Raw genomic sequence first — 21,757 nt, 5'->3', positions numbered from 1 at the left:
AAACTGTTTTTAAAATGATATGCATACTTTTGAGCTGTCGGTTATTTATACTAAACCTTACAAAAAGTACAAATGAATTTTGAAATTTTATACACTTTTGTAATTGCTACCACTGCTTTATCAATTTCTCCAGGACCGGATAATATTTTTGTGTTAATGCAGAGTATTGTTAATGGAAAAAAGTATAGTCTGGCTACAATAGCAGGTTTAATGTCTGGTTGTTTAGTGCATACTACCTTGGTTGCTTTTGGAATATCTGTAATTATTCAGCAAAGCGAATTATTATTTTTTATCATAAAACTTTTAGGAGCTTTATATCTATTCTTTTTAGCTTATAAGGTGTGGAGAAGCAATGCAGAGATACAATTAACTGGAGGTAATGTAGAAAAAAAGAGTTTGGGGCAATTGTTTAGACAAGGATTTATTATGAATGTATTAAATCCTAAAGTGTCCATATTCTTTTTAGCTTTTTTTCCAGGGTTTTTATTTAGTAATGAATTGAGTAATGTAACCCAGTTCTATATTTTAGGATTTTTATTTATAGTAGTTTCATTTTTTGTTTTTGGCTTAATAGCGGTGATGGCTGGATATATTTCTGATTATGTAAGAAAAAACTCTAAAGTAGGAGTGCTTCTAAAATGGTTACAAATTATAGTCTTTATCGGAATCGGAATTTTTATCCTTTTTTCTGAAAAATAATCATATTTTTATACTCTTAATTAAATTTCTTTCAGACCAAAGCTCATAGATGGCCGAAAAAGTAAAAATTATTGAATGTCCAAGAGATGCCATGCAAGGCATTAAGGATTTTATTCCAACCGAAAAAAAAGTTCAATATATCCAATCGCTTTTGCGTTGCGGATTTGATACAATAGACTTCGGTAGTTTTGTGTCTCCTAAAGCGATTCCGCAGATGGTTGATACTGCAGAAGTGTTATCCAGGTTAGATTTGTCTACGACAGAAAGTAAATTATTAGCGATTATAGCCAATGTTCGTGGAGCTAATGATGCGGCACAGCACAAAGAAATTGACTATTTAGGATATCCTTTTTCAATTTCAGAGAATTTCCAGATGCGTAATACGCACAAGACAATCGCAGAATCTGTAGAAACTTTGCAAGAAATTCTCAACATTGCGGATAGATCAAATAAAGAAGTGGTGGCATATCTCTCCATGGGTTTTGGTAATCCTTATGGAGACCCTTGGGATGTGGAGATTGTAGGTGATTGGACAGAGAAATTAAGTACTATGGGAGTGAAGATTTTATCACTTTCTGATACTGTTGGGACATCCAATCCTGAGATTATAGAATATTTATATGCTAATCTGATTCCTAAGTATCCCGATATAGAATTCGGAGCGCACTTGCATACAACACCCACAAGTTGGCATGAAAAAGTGGATGCAGCTTATAAAGCGGGTTGCAGAAGATTTGATGGAGCAATACAAGGATTTGGTGGATGTCCAATGGCAAAAGATGAGTTGACCGGTAATATGCCAACTGAGCGTATGCTCTCATATTTCACAACTGCAAAAGCAGATACTAATATAAAAATGATGAGTTTTGAATCAGCTCATAATGAAGCTACCAAAATATTTAGTAAGTATCACTAATAGATAGATTAATAAAATGAAAAGCATATTAAAGAAAGTAGGATTGTTATTATTGTTAGTAGTAGTAATTATTCAATTTATTAGACCGGATAAGAATGAATCAGGTTATGAATCTGTTGCTTATTTTGAAAAAGAAACAAACCCTTCTCCTGAAATCAAAGAGATATTAAAAAGTAACTGTTATGATTGTCATAGTAATCAAACGATTTATCCTTGGTATGCAGAAATAGCGCCAGTATCTTATTGGTTATCCCATCATGTAGAGGAAGGGAAGGAGCATTTTAATGTCTCTGATTGGGAACAATATTCGAATAAAAAGAAAGATCATAAGTTAGAAGAGTTAATTGAAGAAGTAGAGGAAGGAGAAATGCCACTTTCCTCTTATACATGGATTCATGGGGATTTAGAAAAAGAAGAGATGGAACTGCTTATCAATTGGACAAAAGAGCTTAGAAAAAAACATACTTCTAAATAATACTTGTAGTAAATGATTCTATAAGTGTTCTATTCTGTTGTAGATGTGTTTTTTAGAAATACTTTTCTTCTGGAGTAATGGGGTTACCTAATTGTTAAATTTAATGTTTATTTAGATTTAGTATAAATAAAGTTTGTAAAATATGTTTTGATACATATATTTGCATTCGAAATCAAAAACTATTTATATTAAGTCTAAATAAAACAAAGCAATGAAGGTAAAAAATCTAATCAATGTTATATACATATCAGGAACTATTATTTTAAGTTCATGTTCTTCAGATGATGATGCAGCACCAATTGTTCAGGTAGAAGCTCCCGCTACATATGAATTTCTACGTGACGGAGAAAGTACAGTAAGTTTTAGTGGTCAAACTACGAGGATAGCAATGGCAGAAGTCATTATTAGTGAATTTACGGATAATACAAGTACTGAAGCTATTATTGATGCTATGTTTGATCATCAAGAAAATGTCGATGATTTCGAAGATGCCGATTTAAATTCTTCTGATAAAAGTGTACGAAGCAAAACTGCAGCTAGTAGAGATTTTTTCTCTACAAATGCTACGGATGCAGCTGCGATAAAATCAGATTTTGATTCTTGGATAAAAGGACAGGTTGATGAGGTTTTTCCTAACTGGGCTATAACTGCTACAGCTGGTAACCCAGGATTTCTGCAAGAAGCTGGAGGAGGATCCGATAGATATTTAAATGCTAATGGTTTAGAGTATAATCAAGCTTTTGCAAAAAGTTTGATAGGCGCTTTAATGACTGATCAGGCATTAAACAACTATTTAGGAACTGCTGTTCTTGATGAAGCTGATAACGTAGCTAATAATAATGATGGAGTTGTAGCAGATGGGAAGCCATATACTACTATGGAGCACAAATGGGATGAAGCTTATGGGTATTTATACGGTGCTTCAGTAAATCCAGCAAATCCTAACCCTACAATTGGAGATGATGATAGTTTTCTAAATAAATATATTGGTAGAGTAGAAGAGGATGCTGATTTTGCTGGTATTGCAGATGATATTTACAATGCATTTAAATTGGGTAGAGCGGCTATTGTAGCTAAAAACTATACAATACGTGATCAACAAGCAACTATTATTAGAGAAAAGATTTCCGAAATCATCGCAATAAGAGCAGTGTATTATTTACAACAAGGTAAAAATAGCTTAGAAGAAACTACAATCGACTATGCAAGTGCTTTTCATGATTTGTCAGAAGGATACGGGTTTATCTACAGTTTACAGTTTACAAGAAGATCGGATAGTAATGCTCCGTACTTTACAAGAACTGAAGTGCAAGCATTGATTGATCAGTTAATGGGAGGAACTAATGGTTTATGGGATGTGACTCCAGCGACATTACAATCAATTTCTGAAACTATTGCTGATAAATTTAATTTTACTGTTACGGAAGCAGGCAGTGTCACTCCTAACTAGACTAAACAAAACGTAAAATGATAAAAAAAAGAGGTGGTAAATTATAAGGTTTCCACCTCTTTTTTTACATTTGCAAAACTTTATTAAGAATAAATAAAAATAAGATGAGGAAGTTTGGGTTTTTAACAGTAATTGTTTTGGTTCTTGTTGTAGCTGCCTGTTCATCAAATGATGATGGTGCAGGAACAACTGATAATTTTGATAGAAAAGCAATGCTTGAAAATATTGCTGATAATATTGTTATTCCAGCATATCAAAATTTTTCAATGGATATGGCTGCTTTAAAAACAGCTACTTCTGATTTTGTTACTACTACCGATGAAGCGAATTTAGTTTCTTTAAGACAAGCTTGGTTAACAGCATTTGTGTCTTGGCAGTCTGTTAGTATGTTTGAAATAGGTAAAGCCGAGGATATATCTTTCAGAAATTTTATGAATGTATATCCTGTTAATGCTACCAATATAGAAACTAATATTTCTTCAGAGGCTTATGATCTTACTTCAGTTTCTCAGCAAGATGAGCAGGGTTTTGGAGCATTAGACTATCTAATTAATGGTTTATCTGATTCTGATGCTACTATTGTTGGTTTTTATACAGATGCTACCAATGGTGATGGCTATGAAACTTATCTAATAGATCTTGTCACCAGAATGGACGACTTAACATCAGAGGTGTTGAATGATTGGACAGGAGGTTATAGAGATTCTTTTGTGAACAATAGTGGTTCTTCGGTAACGAGTTCATTAGATAAATTAGTAAATGATTTTATCTTTCATTATGAAAAACATTTACGAGCGGGTAAGATAGGTATTCCTGCAGGTGTGTTTTCCGGAACTACTTTAGATGATAAAGTAGAGGCGTTCTATAAAGGTGATGTATCAAAAACACTGTTTAATGCTAATCTTGATGCTTTACAAGATTTCTTTAATGGGAAACATTTCAGCAGCAGTGCTACAGGTGAAAGTTTAAAGACATATCTTGATTTTCTCAATACTATTAAGAATGGGGAAGATTTAAGTACCTTAATTAATAATCAATTTAATGTAGCAAGAACTACAGCAGGTAATTTAAACGATGATTTTTCTGTACAGGTTCGAACTAACAATAACTTGATGCTGAATACTTATGATGAACTTCAAAAAAATGTGGTTTTTCTGAAGGTAGATATGCTTCAGGCTATATCGGTGAATGTTGATTTTGTCGATGCAGATGGAGATTAAATTTGTTTTCAGCATTATATGAATCATCATTTAAAGGAATATTTTAAAAAAAATACGGAGACTGCACCACTTGCAGTCTTTCGTATTTTTTTTGGTTTAATGATGTTGATTAGTATTGTTCGTTTTTGGAGTTATGGATGGATAGAAAAACTATATGTTAAACCTACTTTTTTCTTTTCCTATTATGGTTTTGATTTTATTAAACCTATTGGTGTTTACACCTATTTAATTTTTGCTTTATGTGGTATTTCTTCAGTATTTGTAGCTATTGGATATAAATACAGAATAGCTATTATAACATTTTTTCTAAGCTTTACCTACATAGAATTAATGGATAAAACTACATATCTCAATCATTATTATTTTATTAGTATTCTGAGTTTTTTATTTATTTTTTTACCAGCTAATGCTTACTATTCATTAGATGCAAAAATAAAGAGTAGGTCTTTTTATAAAGTACCAAGATGGACAATTGATGCTGTAAAATTATTATTAGGAATTGTTTATTTCTATGCAGGTTTAGCGAAGTTAAATTCAGATTGGTTGTTAAAAGCAATGCCATTAAAAATTTGGTTACCTTCTAAATATGACATATCGCTAATAGGAGATTTAATGCAACAAGAATGGGTGCATTATGCTTTTAGTTATACAGGTGCTATTTATGACTTAACGATTCCGTTTTTATTGTTGTATAGAAAGACTAGAGTTTTTGGTTTTATAATGGTGGTTGTGTTTCATGTTCTAACCAGAGTGCTTTTTCCAATAGGTATGTTTCCTTATATCATGATTGTTGGAGCATTAATATTTTTTGATAGTAGTATTCATCATAAAATATTACAATTTATTTCTAAAGTATCTGGCATAAATAAAACAAATTTTGATACAAATAAGGTATTGATTTTCCAGCAAACTAAAACCAAAATTATGACATCAGTATTGGGGTTGTTTTTTGTAATTCAAGTATTTTTGCCGTTTCGATATATGTTGTATCCAGGAGAATTATTTTGGACAGAAGAAGGGTATCGTTTTTCTTGGCGAGTAATGTTAATGGAAAAAGCAGGATATGCTAATTTTAAAATTGTAGATGCAGGAACCGGAAAAAGATTTTATGTGAATAATGATGATTTTCTAACTCCTTTTCAACAAAAACAGATGGCTACGCAACCTGATTTTATATTGGAGTATGCACATTATCTTAAAACACATTTCGAAAATCAAGGGCATAAAAACATACAAGTATTTGTAGAAAGTCATGTAGCGCTTAATGGGAGATTAAGTAGTAAATATATAGATCCTAATGTGGATCTGGGAAAGCAAAAAGAGTCATTTAAACATAAAACGTGGATTATTCCATTTAAAGATGAGATTAAGGGATTGTAATGTAGTTGTCTTTTTTTTATTGATAACTACTGTCGTTTCAGCGCAGTATACGATTAATGGAGTTGTAAAAAACCAAAGTGATCAACCTGTTCAAGGCGCAGAGGTTTATAATAGAACTACTGGAGAACAAACAATAACAAAAGTAGACGGAAGTTTTGAGTTTACGGAGCTAGTAGAAGGTTCATACCTTCTTTCAGTTTTTAGTTTTGATTATGAGATTTTAGAACAAGAGATTATTATTGGTAAGGATACAGAGATTAAGCTTGTTTTAAATCTTTTGGGAGAAGAGCTATCAGAAGTAATTGTGACTCAGCGAAGGGAAAAGGTGTTTGGTCTTAAACAACTAAAGCCTGTAGAAGGAACAGCAATTTATGCCGGAAAGAAAAGTGAAGTAGTATTGCTGAGTAATGTTCAGGGTAATTTAGCTTCTAATAATACAAGGCAGATTTACGCACAAGTAGCTGGGTTAAACATTTATGAAAATAGTAGTGGAGGATTACAGCTTAATATTGGAGGGAGAGGACTGGATCCGAATCGTACTGCAAATTTCAATACGCGTCAGAATGGTTATGATATCAGTGCTGATGTGTTAGGATACCCAGAAAGTTATTATACACCACCCGCAGAAGCGATTGAAGAAATACAAGTAGTTCGTGGAGCAGCTTCTTTACAATATGGAACACAATTCGGAGGGTTGTTAAACTTTAAAATGAAGAGACCAAATCCAAATAAAAAAATAGAATTGGTTTCTCGTCAAACATTAGGATCTTATAACCTTTTTACCAGTTTCAATAGTTTAGGTGGTACCATTGGTAAGTTTAGTTATTATACTTATTTTAATTATAAAAAAGGAGATGGATTTAGACCTAATTCCGAATTTGATTCTAAGAATGCTTATTTCCATTTGGGATATCAGTTATCCGATAGAACAAAGTTGATAGGAGAATTTACCTATTTAGATTATTTAGCGAAACAACCAGGAGGGTTAACAGATACGCAATTTAATATAGATCCTACTTTTAGTAATAGAACCAGAAATTGGTTTGATGTAAACTGGAAATTATTTTCATTAAAACTAGAACACGAGTTTTCTGACAAGACTGATTTTAGTCTTAATTTATTCGGATTGGATGCTTCGAGATCTGCGGTAGGTTTTAGAGGTGTTCCAGGAAGTTTAAATACTAATCCTATTACAGATGTAGACGAAATTGATGGGTCTGGCAATTTTGTAAACTCAAGGGATCTTATTGTTGATAATTTTAGGAACTGGGGTGCAGAAGCAAGGCTATTAACTAGATATCAATTATTGGATGAAGAATCGGTTTTTCTTATTGGATCGAAATATTATAAAGCTTCTAATGATTCAAGACAAGGGTCGGGAGGTATTGGGTCAGGACCAGATTTTAATTTTCAAGATGAAGCTTTTCCTGATTACCCAAATCAGTCTTCTTTTGATTTCCCTAATGTTAACCTAGCTGTTTTTGGAGAGAATATTTTTAAATTATCTGATAAATTTTCGGTTACTCCTGGATTTAGATTTGAATATATTAAGACAGAAAGTGAAGGGACTTTTAATGATGTAGTGTTTGACAATGCGGGTAACCCTATTGCTAATAGCATAGAGACAGATAATAGAGAATTGGATCGGTCTTTTTTCCTTTTCGGAATTGGATCGAGCTATAAAATTAGCAACTCTTTAGAAGCGTACGCTAATGTTTCACAGAATTATAGATCTATCACTTTTAGTGATATTAGAGTTGTGAGTCCTACATTTAGGGTTGATCCAGATATAGGAGATGAAGAAGGGTTTACTGCTGATATTGGAGTGCGTGGTAGGTTGAACAATATGTTGTCTTATGATATAAGCGTCTTTGGGTTAGTGTACGATGATAGAATTGGTATTGTGTTTAATGATAGGGCCGAACGAGTAAGAGGGAATATTGGAGATGCATTTATATATGGAGTAGAAAGTTTTGTGGATTGGAATGTCCTGAATACATTATCAGTAGATAATGAAAACTATAGATTAAATTTGTTTGCTAATACTTCATTTACTGCTTCAGAATATACATCATCTGATCTTTCTGGAGTGAAAGGAAATAAAGTAGAATTTATACCAGAAGTTAACCTGAAAACAGGTCTGAAATTTGGTTATAAAAACTTATTAGCAAGCATACAGTATACATATCTTTCTGAGCAATTTACAGATGTTTCTAATGCTGCTGTAGCATTAGATGGAGATAATAGAAATGGTATTATAGGAGAGATACCTTCTTATTCAATTTTAGATTTATCATTATCCTATACTTATAAAAGGTTTAAACTGGAAACAGGAATAAATAATCTTTTGGATGAAAGCTATTTTACACAAAGAGCAACAGGGTATCCAGGACCAGGAATTATTCCTTCTGATCCTTTAACCTGGTATGCTACTTTGCAATTTAAGTGGTAGTTTGTAAAAGATTTAACTTTTGTTTACTTGTATAATTAACTTTTGTTCAATCTATAGTTTTGGTTTTAATCTATAAATTTGTTCAAAACACACATTATGAAAGAGTTTGAGGGTTATGATAATATGATGGCAGAATATTATAATGCTAGTTCAGCACTTGTTTTGCCACTTTCTTCCTGGGAGTTTTATGGAGAACATAACTGGTTTTTTAATAGTTTTAAGAAAGACCTTGATTCTTTGAGCAAAATCACTAAAAAGTGGGATTTTGATAATGTTTTTCATGACGAGTTAGTAAATAAGCAATCTGTTATAGTTGTAACTAACCCTAACCTTGAAATAGTATATGCTACTCATAACATAGAAAAAATGAGCGGTTATACCTCTGAAGAAGTAATAGGTAACTCCCCTAAAATGTTTCAGGGTAAACAAACTGATCCCAAGGTATCCAAAGTTATAAGAGCAGCAATAGATAAACAAGAACCGTTTGAAGTTTCTATTGTTAATTATAAAAAAGATAAATCCACTTATTTATGCCATATCAAAGGTTTTCCTGTACGTGATAAACGAGGTAGACTTGTCAATTACATAGCTTTTGAGCAAGCAGCATAGAATTTTCTATTTGAAATATATTTTACTTTTTTATCACTTAAGTTTTTGAGACTGATAAATATTTTCTTTTGTTAGGTGAAAGAACTACTAAACATCCGTTTTGTGTTATTTTCCCTTGATGTAATTAATACTAACTGTTGCTAAATCAGAATTAGGGAATTTAGAGAAATAATTTGGGTTGCTTTCTAATCCCACTTCTTTAATAATCTTAAGAAAAGAATTTATTTCTAAAATGTACTGGTCAGAGAATCCATGAGTAGCGTCATAAGCGGTAGCAGCTGTGCGACCTATGTTTTTAGCAACGATATGAGGTGGAATAGTGTGTAATTCTATAACAATTAATCCGAATTTTGAGATATGCGGAGCCCATTTTTTAAAATGATCTTTTAGATTGCGTTCTACATCATCATTATGTAATAACTTTCCTCTAAAGGCAAATGCTCCGGTAGAGTTGCTAGGTGCGTCCAGTGCAGCTGTAGGTTCATTCCAGATTCTATTATGATCTAGAAAAGTTCTTACCGATAAAAGATCTCGTAACGTAATTTTATAGTTTTCTTTTAAGTCTTTTTCCAGAAGATCGGGGTCGCTAATATCACCCCAGATTACTTTGGCCCATATATCAGCCTGAATCAAATTGGCTCTGGTAACTTTAAGAGCAGCTTTATTGTAATCTGCACCAACTAAAAATAAAGGATAGTCGTCCAGATGCTTTCCTCTCAATGTTTTGGATGCTATAATCTCAAAAAGATGGATCAAAAAAGCACCATTTCCGCATCCCATGTCCAATATTCCTTTAGGTTGTTCATCTAGTGGTTTATTAAACAAACTGATGATGATCTCATCAATTTTTTTGAAATAAGTAGTGTGGGCGCCACCACTTCCCCATACATTCATTTCACGATCTACATGAATTTCATCGGTATGATGCGCAGGATTCCATAACACTTTGGGATCACCAAATAACAAAGAATCCATCTGTCTGAACATAGGGATATAGGATACTGTTACTCCGTATGCAGTTGCTCTTTTGGCAAAAAATAGTCCTTTATTAGTAAATGTATAGTTTTCTTTATTTTTAAGAAACCATCCTAAATAACTTAAGAAGGAGAGGATGGTGTCGAAACTCTCTGGAAAGCGATGATATTCATCAGCGCTAAAAGATGCTTCCATAAAATATTTGTGGAACATTCCGCCCATTCCAAGACGAACGATGGTGGGTCCTACCAGAATACCTTCTACATGTTTAAGGATTTGGTGTTGAATAGTATTTGTTAGTTGATCTTTAGAAATAGGTAATTCCAGTCTATTCTGATAAAATTGAAATAGTTTTTCTAACTTTTGAAAAGGTTCTAATTCGAATTTTCTTCTATGGAATTTACCAGAATACTCAAGAAGATCAATAACGCCTTCATATAAATGAAAATGATTAAAAGCTGTTTCCGTAAATTGATTTGTGGAAACAATAGGTGTATTTTTTTCAATTTTATAATCTAACCACCCTTGTGAGGATAGCATTCGTAGTCCTACATTTAGATATCCTTCATTTCCCTTAAATTCTTCCGCAATTTTTGATACAGTTGCGGTTTTATGTAAGACTATATAATCAGTAACTTTCTTTTTAAATAAAGAATACGCTACTGGTGCGACAGTAATTCCGTCTAAATGTCTAAATAGTTCTTCTCGGAATACTTGTTTTTCCTGTTTTGTGAGCATAAATTCTTAATTGGATGTTCGTAGAGATACTGTTCAATATCTCCATCCAAATTAAGCATTTATTTTAGAAGATGATAATGCTATACTTTCTTATTTCCAGATGGTTTATCTTTTTTGGGAGGCATAGGTCCTCTTAAGTGGATTACAAGTCCATTTAAGAAATTACGAAGGATTTGATCACCACATTCCATGTATTTAGGGTGATTTTCGTTTCTGAAAATAGCTCCAAGTTCACTTTTAGTGACTTTAAAATCTACTAACGAGCAGATTTTTACAATATCGTCATCACGTAATTTGTGAGCTACTCGTAGTTTCTTGAAAATATCATTATTCGTTAATCCCATAAGACAAAGGTACTTTTTTAAATGAGTTCAAAAGAAAAAAATATCGATTATGTTCCATAAGAAATATGTTTATAAGATATTTGTGTACTTAAAATTTCATAATGTATAGTAAGGAAGAGAAATTGAGCTTGTTGTCGGAAATGATAGAATTCGCCAAAGCTGATAAGAAAATAAAAGATGAGGAGTATAATTTTATTTTAGCAGTAGCTTCTCAATTAGAAATAACAGAAGAAGAGATTGGTTATTTAGTGCGTAACAATGCTGAGAAGAAAAACCTTCAACCAGAATCACAAAGAATATTACAGTTTCATAGATTGGTTTTGTTGATGAATGTAGATCAAGAAACGACCCAAACAGAAATTCATAAAATTCGAGAAATGGGATTGCATATGGGGCTACGATCGGAGGCTATAGATACTGTTTTAAAAGAAATGCATAACTATCCTAATAAAGTAATTCCACCAAAGGAATTGATTACGATTTTCTCTAGATTTTATAACTAAACTGTATAAGTATTAAGAATACTCTAAACAACTACCCCCCAAGTAAATCTTGAGGGGTAGTTGTTTTATGTGCTTTTGTTATTTAAAAAAAGAATAAAGTGACAAAATGGCGTTTTTGGATTATTCAAAAGTGACAAAATGTCTTAAAAGTGGTAATGGAATTCTAATTGCTATATACTCATTGAATTTAAAATATAGAATAACTTAAAAAATATAATAAAATGAGTTTAGTAAAAAGAACAGACAGATTACCCTTTATTCTTGATGATATTCTTAATACGGATTGGTTCGGTGGAACTAGTAATGGGCAAAAAATTGGTTTTAATACACCTGCTGTAAATGTAAAAGAATCTGACAATGATTTTGTAATCCAACTAGCCGCACCAGGATTGGTAAAAGAGGATTTTAATATAGAATTAGATAATGATGTATTAACAATTTCTTCTGAAGTTAAGAAAGAAACTACCGAAGAAAAAGATAGTTACACTAGAAAAGAGTTTGGTTACAGTACGTTTAAGCGTTCATTTACCTTACCAGATACTGTAAATATTGTTGATATTTTGGCTTCTTATGATAATGGGATTTTATCAGTAAAACTTCCTAAAAAAGAGGAGGCAAAAGTACAACCTAAGAGATTGATAGAGATTTCATAAGTTGATTTTTAGTTAGTTAATGTTGCGAAAACGTCTTTCAGAAATGGAAGGCGTTTTTGTGTTTTAAAAGAAGTTTTAGTTGTGTATAATTTCATATTAATTTTCTGTAAATTATTATAATTCACGTTTTTTTTTGTATTATTGTGATATCAAAATGATATTATTATGAAAAAAGAAAAAAACTTGAAAGCTGGTAATGGTTATCTAATGATGCTTATACTGTTATTAGTAATAGGAGGTGCGATTTTTGGTTTTGTGATTAGTAAAAACCCTTTATTTTTGATTTCTATACTCGTTATAATCTTACTGATTAAAGGTTTCTTTATAGTCAATCCGAATAGTTCGAAGGTAATGGTCCTATTTGGAGCATATAAAGGAACTGTTAAGGAAAATGGATTCTTTTGGGCTAATCCATTTTATACAAAACAAAGAATTTCTTTAAGAGCGAGGAACTTTTATAGTGAACGAGTAAAAGTGAATGATAAAATTGGTAATCCGATTTTGATTAATGTAATTTTGGTGTGGAAAGTAAGTGATACTTATAAAGCGGCATTTGATGTGGATCATTATGAAGATTTTGTAAGAGTACAAACAGATGCTGCAGTAAGAAAATTAGCAGGTTCTTATCCATATGATAACTTTGCTGAAGGTGAAGTTGAAGTAACATTACTATCTGGTATGGATGAAGTAAATGAGGCTTTGGAAAATGAAATTACTGAGCGATTATTGATAGCCGGAATAGAGGTTATGGAAGCTAGAATAGGATATTTAGCTTATGCTCCGGAGATAGCCAGTTCAATGTTAAAGAGACAGCAAGCCGTAGCTATAGTTGCTGCGCGTAAAAAGATAGTAGAAGGAGCGGTGGGGATGGTAGAAGACGCTTTGATTCAGTTATCAGAAGATAAAATTATAGATTTTGATGATGATAAAAAAGCATCTATGGTAAGTAATTTAATGGTGGTGTTGTGTGGTGATAAGGAGGCAACTCCTGTTATTAATACAGGAACATTACATTCATAATTTATGAGTAAGAAAAAATCATTTGTTCTTAGAATATCCCCAGAAACTTTTAAGTTAATCGAAAAATGGGCAGATGATGAGTTCCGTAGCGTTAATGGACAACTAGAATGGATGATTCATAAAAGCCTTAAAGATGCTAAACGATTAAAATCAAAAAATAGAGATGATAACAGTTCGGAAGAAAAATAATTATAATTTATTTCCGTAATAACAATCAGTAGAAAGTGCCTTAGAATAACTGGTTTTAGAGTCTAAATCCATAATAAGATACGTTTCTTTTTTTAGTTTTATCTCTATTCTATTTTGTTTCCAATAGACTTTTATGTCTTTAGATTTCAAATTTTTAATATAACTATATTTATTTGAAAAATTGGTCGTTAAAGGAGGAGCATTACCATTTTTAGTAGCTTCTTTTGGACTAATCGTAATAGATTCAGGATCTACAACCGAACAAAGAAAACCATCAAAATCAATTCCTTGTTTATCAAGATTCAATACATATACCCATACAGAGTATTCATCTTCTTCAATCATTAGGGTTCTACCAGATATAGGATCTGTAGAAGTGATGAAAATACCATCCACGGTACCTTCTGATCTTGTTTTTGGTGTACCTATTGCAAATACACTAGTAAATATTGATAGTAAAATTAGTTTCATTTAGGGCGTACTTTATAGTATTCATAAATAAGTTTTAAGCCCTAATACTATGAGATGAATCTAGATCAAATGAAGTATGTTATCTTTAATTGTGATCTAAATAAGATGTGTGAGGTTACGAAAGTAAGAAATTAATATAAAATTCACCTCAATTATCACTTGAAAATTTTGTGAGATTTTCCCTTCATGATTTGACTTGAATTCAAGAAAAACCTTAAGAAAATGAGAGTTTTAAAATAATTTTTGGCTAATTTTTAATTACTGTAGAGGTTGTCTGGTCTAGTTTGATCACGTTTATCAAATAATGCGCAACCACAAGATTAGGAATCCAGCATAACCAAGCGACAATTCTATAAGCAATTATAAAATCTCCTAGTAAGGCAGAAAGAATCGGTAACCAAATTCTTAAAGTAACTGCTGCAAAACAAACCGAATAACTATAGTACATTAATATTTGATGTTTATAAATTTTTCCCTGTATTGCATTCAGATATGCTTTAGAAGTAGTATACATCCATATGACTCCGAGTATTATAAACCCCAAAGAAGCTATGATGCTGCCAGTAGCAAATAAAGCAATATAAATTCCTGTAATTCCGCTGATCAGAGCAGAAATAATATATGCTTTGCCAAGGAGTTTATGCAAGTATAATCTATTAGAGCGTATGTGTTTATTAAATTGTACCCAACCGATTAATAATGCAATACCACCCAAGATGATATGACTATAAAAAGCAATGTTCCAAAGGTCATTCGCCAGTAATTCACTGTTCTTAGAACTTAATAATCCAAATTTCCGATCAATAAAAAAATAAATAAAAGGGTATAAGCCAATTAGGATACACAGTATGATGAATAGTACGTTGATCGACTTTCTCATATGATCAAGCTAAGCTTAATTTTATTACGCTTTCTGCACAGGCTAATACAGCTTCTTGTGCGGAGATAGGCTGCCATTCCAAAAGTTTTACAGCTTTGTTGTTATTAACTTTTCTTTCCGTACCAAGATCAATTAATATGGGTTTTATGGTTTTATCAATATTAGAAAATAAGCGCACCGCAAAGTCAGGTAAGGCAAACTTTGGAATTTTTTTGTGAGGATATTTTTTTCGTAATATAGATGCTACTTCTTCAAATGTTAGGAATCCGGCAGAGCATACAAATCGCTCTCCAGCTGCTTCAGGGGCTTCCATAGCTCTAATGTGTAAATCTGCAACTGATCTAACATCTACCATATCAAAACCAATTTTTGGAATAGCAGGAGAACTTCCATCCATGGTTTTAATTACAATATTGGCAGAAGTACCAAAATCTTTTTCTAATATGGGTCCTAAAATAGCTCCAGGACAAATAGTAGTTAATTCTAATCCACTTGTGTCATTTTTAATAAAATCCCAAGCGGCTTTTTCTGCGATTGTTTTACTTCGAAAATAAGGAGTAGAGTCTTTAGTGTTGGAGATGTTTGTCCAATCGTTCTCATCAAAAATTCCTTTTCGCTTTGATTTCTCTTTTCCATAAACAATAGCTCCAGAAGAAGAGGTAAGGACAATTCTTCTTAACCCATGTTTAGAGGCTGCCTTTAATATGTTTAGAGTACCATTTTTTGCAGGGGCGATAAGATCATTCTCATTTTTAGGTAATTCTCTAGGGAATGGAGAAGCAATATGTATCACATTCTGAACTTCGCTTGCAAGATCATTCCATATATGTTCATCCATTAAATTAGCTTCGGCAAAATCCAGTTTGTCAATGTTATCGGTATTTTTTGCAATAACTTCCTTGATTTCATCAACTCTTTTCATGTCTCTTAAGGTTCCGATAACTTCATATCCTTTATTAAGCAATTGAATAGTAGTGTGGGAACCTAGAAAACCAGTAACTCCCGTTAATAATACTTTTTTATTTTCCATGGTATGTAATGATTTTTATAGTTTTAGAGATCCAACCATTTTTTGAAATTAGAGGTTCGCTCTCGTGAAACGATAATTTGTTCTTCCTCTTTAGGCATTAGTTTAAGTAATAATCGACTATTAAAATAACTATGGATTTCAACTACAGACTTTACAGATATCATAAATTTTCTATTGATCCTAAAAAAATGAACAGGATCCAGAATATCTTCTAATTGATCTATAGAATATTCTATAGGGTATTGCTGTCCAGTATGAGAATGTAAAAAAATCAACCCTTCATTAGACTTAAAATAAGCAATGTCTTCTACACTAAAGGTGTTAAACTGATTGCCGACTTTAATCATGAATCGCTTTTTGTACTCTTTAGAAAATAATTTTTTGATTTTTTCAAACTTTTGTTCATCAAAAATAGCATCAGCGTTTACTTGTGTTTTTCTGTATTTATTTAATGCATTTCTGAGATCATTTTTGTCAATTGGTTTCAGTAAATAATCCAATCCATTATATTTAAATCCTCTTATAGCATATTCATTATATGCAGTAGTGAAAATAACGGGAGGATGTTCTTCTAACATATCCAGAATGTCAAAACCATAACCATCATTTAGCTGAATATCCAAAAAGATTAAATCTGGTTTTGGATTACTATCAAACCATTGACGGCCGTTTTCTACAGATGTAATCTGTCCGGTTATTCTTATTTCGGGAGCTAGTTCTTCAATAAGAGTTGCTAGTCGTTTAGACGCAAAATTTTCATCTTCTACAATTACTGCTGTCATCTTATGATACTTTTACAATTGCAATTTCTTTAATATTCTTAGGAAGCAAGGGAATTGTTACTTTAAAATACCCATTTTCGGTTTCGATAACCACTTTTTGATTAGTGTAAAATGAATATCTTTTTTCTATGTTTTTAAGTCCGAGTTTTGTCGATTCTTCTTTTTGCTTTCTTACGTGTAAATTATTCTGAACAATAAGGCTATTTTTTTGGATTGAAATAATATTGATTTCTAAAGGTTTTTCTTTAGAATAATAATTGTGTTTTAGAGCATTTTCGACTAACATTTGTAGCGAAAGAGTCGGAATAACAAAGTCTTTTGGATTAACCGAAATATGTGTAGAGATGGTTAGTGCTTCTTCATGTCTGATATTCATCATAAAGATGAAAGAATCTAAAAAGTTCAATTCTTTTTCTAAACTTACCAGATCTTCTTCACGATTATCCAGAATATATCGATAACAAGTAGCTAATCTCGAAACAAAATCAGAGGCCAGATCTCTATCCTCATACATAAGAGAAGTCAATGTATTCAGACTATTAAATAAGAAATGTGGGCTTATTTGGTTTTTTAGAGATTTGTATTTTGAAGTCATTATTTCTTTCTGAAGATCGTTCATCTTATTTTCTATTTCTTTTTTCTGTTGTAAAGAATGATAAAATAAGTTGAAGATGATTAAGGCAAAACCAAGAATGGCAGCTCTAAAAAAATCAATCCTAAAACGTAACCAAGGGTCATCCGCATCAATCTGACAAATTTGATCTAACTGAAAAATCGCTAAATAATATACTAATGCCGATATAGGAAGACAAATCGCTAGGTTGATCAATAAAACCTTAACTCCTCCTGCTAGGTCAAGCCCGCCACCTGTTTTCGATTGTTGCCTTTTTACTAGCCAGTCATTACTTTCCCAAGCAAGCATGAATAGAAAGAAAGCACTACAGTAATAAAAAACACCAGGAGCATCAAAAATGTTGTCTTTTTCATCATGTACAATAGTAAGTTTTATTAAGAAGTATATCACATTAATAATGAGAACTCTTATTCCTAACTTTTTTATGGTGTTTTTTTTTAGCATAGAAAATCTAAATAGTACTGCTAAAGATACATAACTACAGACCAAGTTATATGTTACATTTTCTTGAATTGTTAAAATATTAGTTGAATTGTAGTAAAAGTCATTTCATCTGAAAATAGGAGAAAATCAATAACTAAAATGGATTCAATAGTGGTTTTAAACACTTCAATAGCAAAATTAACAGCTCTACTATTTTGTCTTGTCAGATTATGATCAAGTTGGCAGATTTGAGTAAAATCAACAACATTATGAAAATATACATTCTCTTATTTACGCTTTTATGTATTAACGTAATTAATGCCCAAACAGGAACTATTAAAGGACTAGTAATTGACAAACAATCGGAAACTCCATTAGTTGGAGCAACTGTAGAACTGTTAAATGCAGATAATGTCAATGGTGTAATTACGGATCTCGATGGGTATTTTACCTTGGAAAAAGTTCCATTAGGAAGACAAGTAATTCGAGTGAGTTATATTGGTTTTGAATCTATTACATTACCAAATGTTGTTGTGACATCTGGTAAGGAAGCAATAGTAAATGTATCATTGACAGAAGCTTTTGATCGACTAGATGAGGTTATTATAACTTCAGAAACTAACAAAGCACGAGCTATAAATAAATTAACATCCGTATCCGCCAGGCAGTTTAGTTTAGAAGAAGTAACTCGTTTCTCTGGAGGTAGAAGTGATGTAGGTCGTTTAGCAGCAAACTTTGCAGGAGTATCTGCTCCCGACGACAGTAGGAATGATGTTGTGATCCGTGGTAATTCCCCAACTGGATTATTATGGCGATTAGAAGGAGTTCCAATCCCAAGCCCCAACCATTATAGTACTCTAGGAACTACTGGAGGACCGGTTTCTGCATTAAACCCTAATTTGCTTAAAAACTCTGACTTTATTACCTCTGCTTTTCCCTCAGAATATGGGAATGCAATAGGAGGAGTTTTTGATCTTGGTTTTAGAAAAGGGAATAAGGATGCTTATGAATATACTGCTCAAGTCGGAATTTTTACCGGAATAGAAGCCATGGCAGAAGGTCCTATTGGAAAAAACAATGGATCTTTTCTGGTTGCAGGAAGGTATTCACTTGTTGGTTTATTAGGTGTTGGAGCCGGAGGAACTTCGGCAGCTCCTAATTATAGCGATGTTTCTTTTAATCTTGATTTAGGAAAAAGTAAGCTAGGTAATTTTTCTTTGTTCGGTATTATAGGCTTTTCCGATATCGATTTTCTGGGAGATGATATTGATGAAGATGACCTTTTTGCAGCAGAAGATGAAAATACTTTTGTCGAGTCCAGATTTGGAGTTGTTGGTCTGAAACATAGAATTAATATCACCGATAGGTCTTATCTAAGAACTATTGTGTCAGGTTCGTTTACCGGAAATGATTTTATGGTAGATCGTTTTATTGATAAAGATACTCCGCAAGAACGCACCATACAATATACGGAGGCTGATAATACAGAAAGTAGATTTACTTTTTCAACTCTATATAATACTAAACTAAGTAACAAAAGTACTCTAAGAGCAGGAGTTTTATTAGAAAATATTGGAGTATCATCATTATTGAATGATAGAACAGAGCAGCCTGATCTTAATAATGATGGTGATCCTGATCTGTTTACGTTTAGAGATATCGATGAAGACCTAACCATCATTCAACCTTTTGTTCAAGGACAATTTAGGTTAACAGAAAAATTAACTCTAAACGCAGGAGTTCATGGTCAATATAGCTCATTAAATGAGCAATTCGTTATAGAACCAAGGGCTGGACTTAACTATAAAATATCCCCAAGCCATCGTCTCAGTTTTGGGTATGGTCTGCATCATCAACCTGTTCCATTACCCCTCTTATTCCTAAATGAAGAAGTGAACGGGGAGTTGGTGCAAACCAATAAAAATCTTGATTTTGTGCGAAGTAATCATTACGTGCTAGGGTATGATGTGAAGTTAGGAAGCAGTTGGCGAGCAAAGTTAGAGGCGTATTATCAAGATATTGATAACGCAGCTGTAGAGTCTTTTCCTTCAAGTTATTCGTCTTTAACTGAAGGCGCAGACTTTGGGTTTGATAATGATAGAATTTCATTAGTGAATGAAGGAACAGGATTTAATCAAGGAATCGAACTAACGTTAGAAAGGTTTTTTAGTAAAGGATATTATGGATTATTGACAACTTCTTTATTCGAAAGTAAATATGAAGGTAGTGATGAAATAGAGCGTAATACACCATTTAATAATGGATATGTGATCAATGTGTTAGCCGGAAAAGAGTTTGCTATGGGAAAAACCAAAAAAGATGTATTGTTTTTTGATACCAGGCTTACTTTTTCTGGAGGAAGGTATTATACTCCTGTAGATTTAGCCGCATCACAAGCAGCTGGTTTCGAGGTATTACAAGAAGATATTGCGTTTAGTGAACAAAACGATGGATATTTTCGATGGGATGTGAAGTTTGGATATAAAATCAACAGTAGTAAAAAGAAACGCTCTCATCAGTTTTATGTGGATTTGCAGAATGTAACGACTAATGAGAATCTTTTTGCTCGACGTTATAATAGATTGACGAATAATATAGATGAAGTAAATCAGATAGGATTTTTCCCGGATTTCGGGTATAGATTTGAATTTTAACATAAATAATTAAAAATGAACACAATGAGAACACCGTTATTATCGTTGTCTCTTATTAGCAACTTGGCTTTTTTGGGGTATAGACAAGGAGATAATAGTGAAGGTAAGAGAGGTTTTATGGATAGCCAATTGTATGATATTGCATATTTAATTCAGTTTAGAGACTGTACGAATACCAATGTTTCTAAGGTGCCAATCGCTTGGCACTTGGATCATAGTCTAAAAGTTATTAATAGAATACATGATGTCCTTAAGAGTTCTGATCCTACCGTTTATGAAAAACGTTTCAGTCTAGCTCGTAGCTTCTCATATACATTTGGCTATATACCTAGAGGAAGAGGGAAATCTCCTGCATCTGTATTGCCTCCAGAGGATATAAAAACCGAAGATATATTATCTCAGTTAGAGATTGCCAGAGAAAACCTAGCGGACTTATCCAACTTGGATCCAAACGTAAACTTTATTCATCCTGTTTTTGGTCAATTAAATAAAAAACAGGCAAAGAGGTTTCTAAAAATACATACGAAACATCACTTAAAAATCATACAAGATATTTTACGTAAGGAATAAAACTTAAGTTTTGTACGGTGTTAAAGATTGTCTTTATTGGGTATTTGGATATATAGAGAAATTCATTTTGGAGGATAACTAACTTTGTTTCTTACGATTTTCGATGTGTAATGCTTTCTTATAAAATTCCCTAAATTCTTCGACACGGTATTTAGCTCGCATAGCAGACAATACATCATAGAGAGATAAACCACACCATTCCCATAACATAGTGTCAAAATTATAACGATACATTTGTTTCCCTATTTCTTTTCTGATTGCATCAACTTCAATTGTATTCAAACCATTTTCATGGAGTCGTTCTGTAATTAGTTTATTGTTTTCTTCTGTGAATTCGGTATCAAGATAGGGTTCTAGAATCCAATCCCAATTCCAGCTATATGGTATTAGCGGAATGTTGTTTCTTTCTGCAAATATTTTCATTTGGTCTTTTTTCTCTGCTGACACAAAAACAATATCATCACTTATTTTAATTTTTGAAGCTCCAAATTCAATACAAATAGCATCAATTTCGGATGCCTTAATTAGTTTTTCCGGATATGCCAGAGATGGTTCAAAAGGATAATTACTTATGAATATTGCATTTTCGCGGATTTCAGATTCTCCAATTCCACAAATTAAATTATCTACTCTAATTTTTCTACTAAAGGATTCGAATATGTTCTTGAACAATTTCACAATGTGCTTGAA

At 32.4% G+C, this 21,757-nt stretch carries 22 protein-coding genes; 14 read left to right on the top strand and 8 right to left on the bottom strand.

Translation table 11 applies throughout. The features are described 5' to 3' along the window. Positions 1–72: 72 nt before the first annotated feature. The 8 genes from Q0829_RS21245 (at position 73) to Q0829_RS21210 (ending at position 9,201) form a co-directional block, all read left to right on the top strand. The gene (locus tag Q0829_RS21245) at positions 73–699 is read left to right on the top strand and encodes a LysE family translocator (protein ID WP_298546718.1); all 627 of its coding nucleotides are present in this window, start codon (positions 73–75) and stop codon (positions 697–699) included. Between the two features lie 49 nt (positions 700–748). After that, positions 749–1,615, top strand: a complete 867-nt coding sequence (locus Q0829_RS21240; RefSeq protein WP_298546716.1) for a hydroxymethylglutaryl-CoA lyase — start codon at positions 749–751, stop codon at positions 1,613–1,615. A gap of 16 nt (positions 1,616–1,631) precedes the next feature. Further along, the gene (locus Q0829_RS21235; RefSeq protein ID WP_298546714.1) at positions 1,632–2,090 is read left to right on the top strand and encodes a heme-binding domain-containing protein; all 459 of its coding nucleotides are present in this window, start codon (positions 1,632–1,634) and stop codon (positions 2,088–2,090) included. Between the two features lie 211 nt (positions 2,091–2,301). After that, positions 2,302–3,540 carry a DUF4856 domain-containing protein gene (locus Q0829_RS21230; protein WP_298546711.1) on the top strand — a complete coding sequence of 413 codons (1,239 nt, stop codon included), beginning with the start codon at positions 2,302–2,304 and terminating at the stop codon, positions 3,538–3,540. Positions 3,541–3,644: 104 nt separating this feature from the next. After that, positions 3,645–4,760, top strand: a complete 1,116-nt coding sequence (locus tag Q0829_RS21225) for an imelysin family protein (RefSeq protein ID WP_298546709.1) — start codon at positions 3,645–3,647, stop codon at positions 4,758–4,760. A gap of 18 nt (positions 4,761–4,778) precedes the next feature. Continuing rightward, positions 4,779–6,140, top strand: a complete 1,362-nt coding sequence (locus Q0829_RS21220) for an HTTM domain-containing protein (protein WP_298546707.1) — start codon at positions 4,779–4,781, stop codon at positions 6,138–6,140. Further along, positions 6,121–8,592, top strand: coding sequence for a TonB-dependent receptor (locus tag Q0829_RS21215; RefSeq protein ID WP_298546705.1), 2,472 nt, complete (start codon positions 6,121–6,123; stop codon positions 8,590–8,592). The genes Q0829_RS21220 and Q0829_RS21215 overlap by 20 nt, the downstream gene beginning before the upstream one ends. Before the next feature lie 96 nt (positions 8,593–8,688). Beyond that, positions 8,689–9,201 (top strand): PAS domain-containing protein, encoded by a 513-nt coding sequence (locus tag Q0829_RS21210; RefSeq protein WP_298546703.1) that lies wholly within the window; start codon positions 8,689–8,691, stop codon positions 9,199–9,201. Positions 9,202–9,306: 105 nt separating this feature from the next. On the opposite strand, the gene Q0829_RS21205 is transcribed toward Q0829_RS21210, so the two are convergent. Both Q0829_RS21205 and Q0829_RS21200 read right to left on the bottom strand, forming a co-directional pair. Then, complete coding sequence (locus tag Q0829_RS21205) at positions 9,307–10,914, bottom strand: class I SAM-dependent methyltransferase (RefSeq protein WP_298546701.1); 1,608 nt, start codon at positions 10,912–10,914, stop codon at positions 9,307–9,309. Positions 10,915–10,994: 80 nt separating this feature from the next. Then, positions 10,995–11,258, bottom strand: a complete 264-nt coding sequence (locus Q0829_RS21200; RefSeq protein WP_298546699.1) for a DUF1456 family protein — start codon at positions 11,256–11,258, stop codon at positions 10,995–10,997. A gap of 101 nt (positions 11,259–11,359) precedes the next feature. Between Q0829_RS21200 and Q0829_RS21195 the strand changes: the two genes are divergently transcribed. The 4 genes from Q0829_RS21195 (at position 11,360) to Q0829_RS21180 (ending at position 13,623) form a co-directional block, all read left to right on the top strand. Continuing rightward, on the top strand, positions 11,360–11,761 hold the full coding sequence (locus Q0829_RS21195; protein WP_298546697.1) for a TerB family tellurite resistance protein: 402 nt from the start codon (positions 11,360–11,362) through the stop codon (positions 11,759–11,761). Between the two features lie 221 nt (positions 11,762–11,982). Next, positions 11,983–12,414, top strand: coding sequence for an Hsp20/alpha crystallin family protein (locus Q0829_RS21190; protein ID WP_298546696.1), 432 nt, complete (start codon positions 11,983–11,985; stop codon positions 12,412–12,414). Positions 12,415–12,579: 165 nt separating this feature from the next. Continuing rightward, on the top strand, positions 12,580–13,434 hold the full coding sequence (locus Q0829_RS21185; protein ID WP_298546694.1) for an SPFH domain-containing protein: 855 nt from the start codon (positions 12,580–12,582) through the stop codon (positions 13,432–13,434). Positions 13,435–13,437: 3 nt separating this feature from the next. Next, on the top strand, positions 13,438–13,623 hold the full coding sequence (locus tag Q0829_RS21180; RefSeq protein ID WP_298546692.1) for an Arc family DNA binding domain-containing protein: 186 nt from the start codon (positions 13,438–13,440) through the stop codon (positions 13,621–13,623). On the opposite strand, the gene Q0829_RS21175 is transcribed toward Q0829_RS21180, so the two are convergent. The 5 genes from Q0829_RS21175 to Q0829_RS21155 all read right to left on the bottom strand — a co-directional run bounded on the left by Q0829_RS21175 (position 13,624) and on the right by Q0829_RS21155 (position 17,864). Next, complete coding sequence (locus Q0829_RS21175; protein ID WP_298546690.1) at positions 13,624–14,094, bottom strand: hypothetical protein; 471 nt, start codon at positions 14,092–14,094, stop codon at positions 13,624–13,626. A gap of 247 nt (positions 14,095–14,341) precedes the next feature. Further along, positions 14,342–14,974, bottom strand: coding sequence for a DUF2306 domain-containing protein (locus Q0829_RS21170; protein WP_298546688.1), 633 nt, complete (start codon positions 14,972–14,974; stop codon positions 14,342–14,344). Positions 14,975–14,978: 4 nt separating this feature from the next. Beyond that, positions 14,979–16,004: an aldehyde reductase gene (locus Q0829_RS21165; protein WP_298546686.1), complete on the bottom strand. Its 1,026-nt coding sequence runs from the start codon at positions 16,002–16,004 to the stop codon at positions 14,979–14,981. Between the two features lie 23 nt (positions 16,005–16,027). Next, positions 16,028–16,786 (bottom strand): LytTR family DNA-binding domain-containing protein, encoded by a 759-nt coding sequence (locus Q0829_RS21160; RefSeq protein WP_298546683.1) that lies wholly within the window; start codon positions 16,784–16,786, stop codon positions 16,028–16,030. A 1-nt stretch (position 16,787) separates the two neighbouring features. Then, on the bottom strand, positions 16,788–17,864 hold the full coding sequence (locus Q0829_RS21155) for a histidine kinase (protein WP_298546681.1): 1,077 nt from the start codon (positions 17,862–17,864) through the stop codon (positions 16,788–16,790). A 248-nt stretch (positions 17,865–18,112) separates the two neighbouring features. Between Q0829_RS21155 and Q0829_RS21150 the strand changes: the two genes are divergently transcribed. Next, the gene (locus Q0829_RS21150; protein WP_298546679.1) at positions 18,113–20,497 is read left to right on the top strand and encodes a TonB-dependent receptor; all 2,385 of its coding nucleotides are present in this window, start codon (positions 18,113–18,115) and stop codon (positions 20,495–20,497) included. Between the two features lie 24 nt (positions 20,498–20,521). After that, positions 20,522–21,067 carry a DUF1569 domain-containing protein gene (locus Q0829_RS21145; RefSeq protein WP_298546677.1) on the top strand — a complete coding sequence of 182 codons (546 nt, stop codon included), beginning with the start codon at positions 20,522–20,524 and terminating at the stop codon, positions 21,065–21,067. 78 nt (positions 21,068–21,145) lie between these two features. On the opposite strand, the gene Q0829_RS21140 is transcribed toward Q0829_RS21145, so the two are convergent. Beyond that, positions 21,146–21,745 (bottom strand): hypothetical protein, encoded by a 600-nt coding sequence (locus Q0829_RS21140; RefSeq protein ID WP_298546675.1) that lies wholly within the window; start codon positions 21,743–21,745, stop codon positions 21,146–21,148. Positions 21,746–21,757: the final 12 nt, after the last annotated feature.

It is taken from the genome of uncultured Aquimarina sp. (genome assembly GCF_947492405.1).
Taxonomy (GTDB): domain Bacteria; phylum Bacteroidota; class Bacteroidia; order Flavobacteriales; family Flavobacteriaceae; genus Aquimarina.
This window is presented reverse-complemented; position numbering and strand designations above follow the sequence as displayed.

Coding starts and splice junctions, on each gene's coding strand:
- Q0829_RS21220 (WP_298546707.1), top strand. CDS start 4,779: ATGAATCATCATTTAAAGGAATATTTTAAAAAAAATACGGAGACTGCA.
- Q0829_RS21150 (WP_298546679.1), top strand. CDS start 18,113: ATGAAAATATACATTCTCTTATTTACGCTTTTATGTATTAACGTAATT.
- Q0829_RS21195 (WP_298546697.1), top strand. CDS start 11,360: ATGTATAGTAAGGAAGAGAAATTGAGCTTGTTGTCGGAAATGATAGAA.
- Q0829_RS21235 (WP_298546714.1), top strand. CDS start 1,632: ATGAAAAGCATATTAAAGAAAGTAGGATTGTTATTATTGTTAGTAGTA.
- Q0829_RS21160 (WP_298546683.1), bottom strand. CDS start 16,786: ATGACAGCAGTAATTGTAGAAGATGAAAATTTTGCGTCTAAACGACTA.
- Q0829_RS21180 (WP_298546692.1), top strand. CDS start 13,438: ATGAGTAAGAAAAAATCATTTGTTCTTAGAATATCCCCAGAAACTTTT.
- Q0829_RS21165 (WP_298546686.1), bottom strand. CDS start 16,004: ATGGAAAATAAAAAAGTATTATTAACGGGAGTTACTGGTTTTCTAGGT.
- Q0829_RS21210 (WP_298546703.1), top strand. CDS start 8,689: ATGAAAGAGTTTGAGGGTTATGATAATATGATGGCAGAATATTATAAT.
- Q0829_RS21205 (WP_298546701.1), bottom strand. CDS start 10,914: ATGCTCACAAAACAGGAAAAACAAGTATTCCGAGAAGAACTATTTAGA.
- Q0829_RS21200 (WP_298546699.1), bottom strand. CDS start 11,258: ATGGGATTAACGAATAATGATATTTTCAAGAAACTACGAGTAGCTCAC.
- Q0829_RS21155 (WP_298546681.1), bottom strand. CDS start 17,864: ATGCTAAAAAAAAACACCATAAAAAAGTTAGGAATAAGAGTTCTCATT.
- Q0829_RS21170 (WP_298546688.1), bottom strand. CDS start 14,974: ATGAGAAAGTCGATCAACGTACTATTCATCATACTGTGTATCCTAATT.
- Q0829_RS21245 (WP_298546718.1), top strand. CDS start 73: ATGAATTTTGAAATTTTATACACTTTTGTAATTGCTACCACTGCTTTA.
- Q0829_RS21145 (WP_298546677.1), top strand. CDS start 20,522: ATGAGAACACCGTTATTATCGTTGTCTCTTATTAGCAACTTGGCTTTT.
- Q0829_RS21190 (WP_298546696.1), top strand. CDS start 11,983: ATGAGTTTAGTAAAAAGAACAGACAGATTACCCTTTATTCTTGATGAT.
- Q0829_RS21215 (WP_298546705.1), top strand. CDS start 6,121: ATGAGATTAAGGGATTGTAATGTAGTTGTCTTTTTTTTATTGATAACT.
- Q0829_RS21175 (WP_298546690.1), bottom strand. CDS start 14,094: ATGAAACTAATTTTACTATCAATATTTACTAGTGTATTTGCAATAGGT.
- Q0829_RS21185 (WP_298546694.1), top strand. CDS start 12,580: ATGAAAAAAGAAAAAAACTTGAAAGCTGGTAATGGTTATCTAATGATG.
- Q0829_RS21230 (WP_298546711.1), top strand. CDS start 2,302: ATGAAGGTAAAAAATCTAATCAATGTTATATACATATCAGGAACTATT.
- Q0829_RS21240 (WP_298546716.1), top strand. CDS start 749: ATGGCCGAAAAAGTAAAAATTATTGAATGTCCAAGAGATGCCATGCAA.
- Q0829_RS21225 (WP_298546709.1), top strand. CDS start 3,645: ATGAGGAAGTTTGGGTTTTTAACAGTAATTGTTTTGGTTCTTGTTGTA.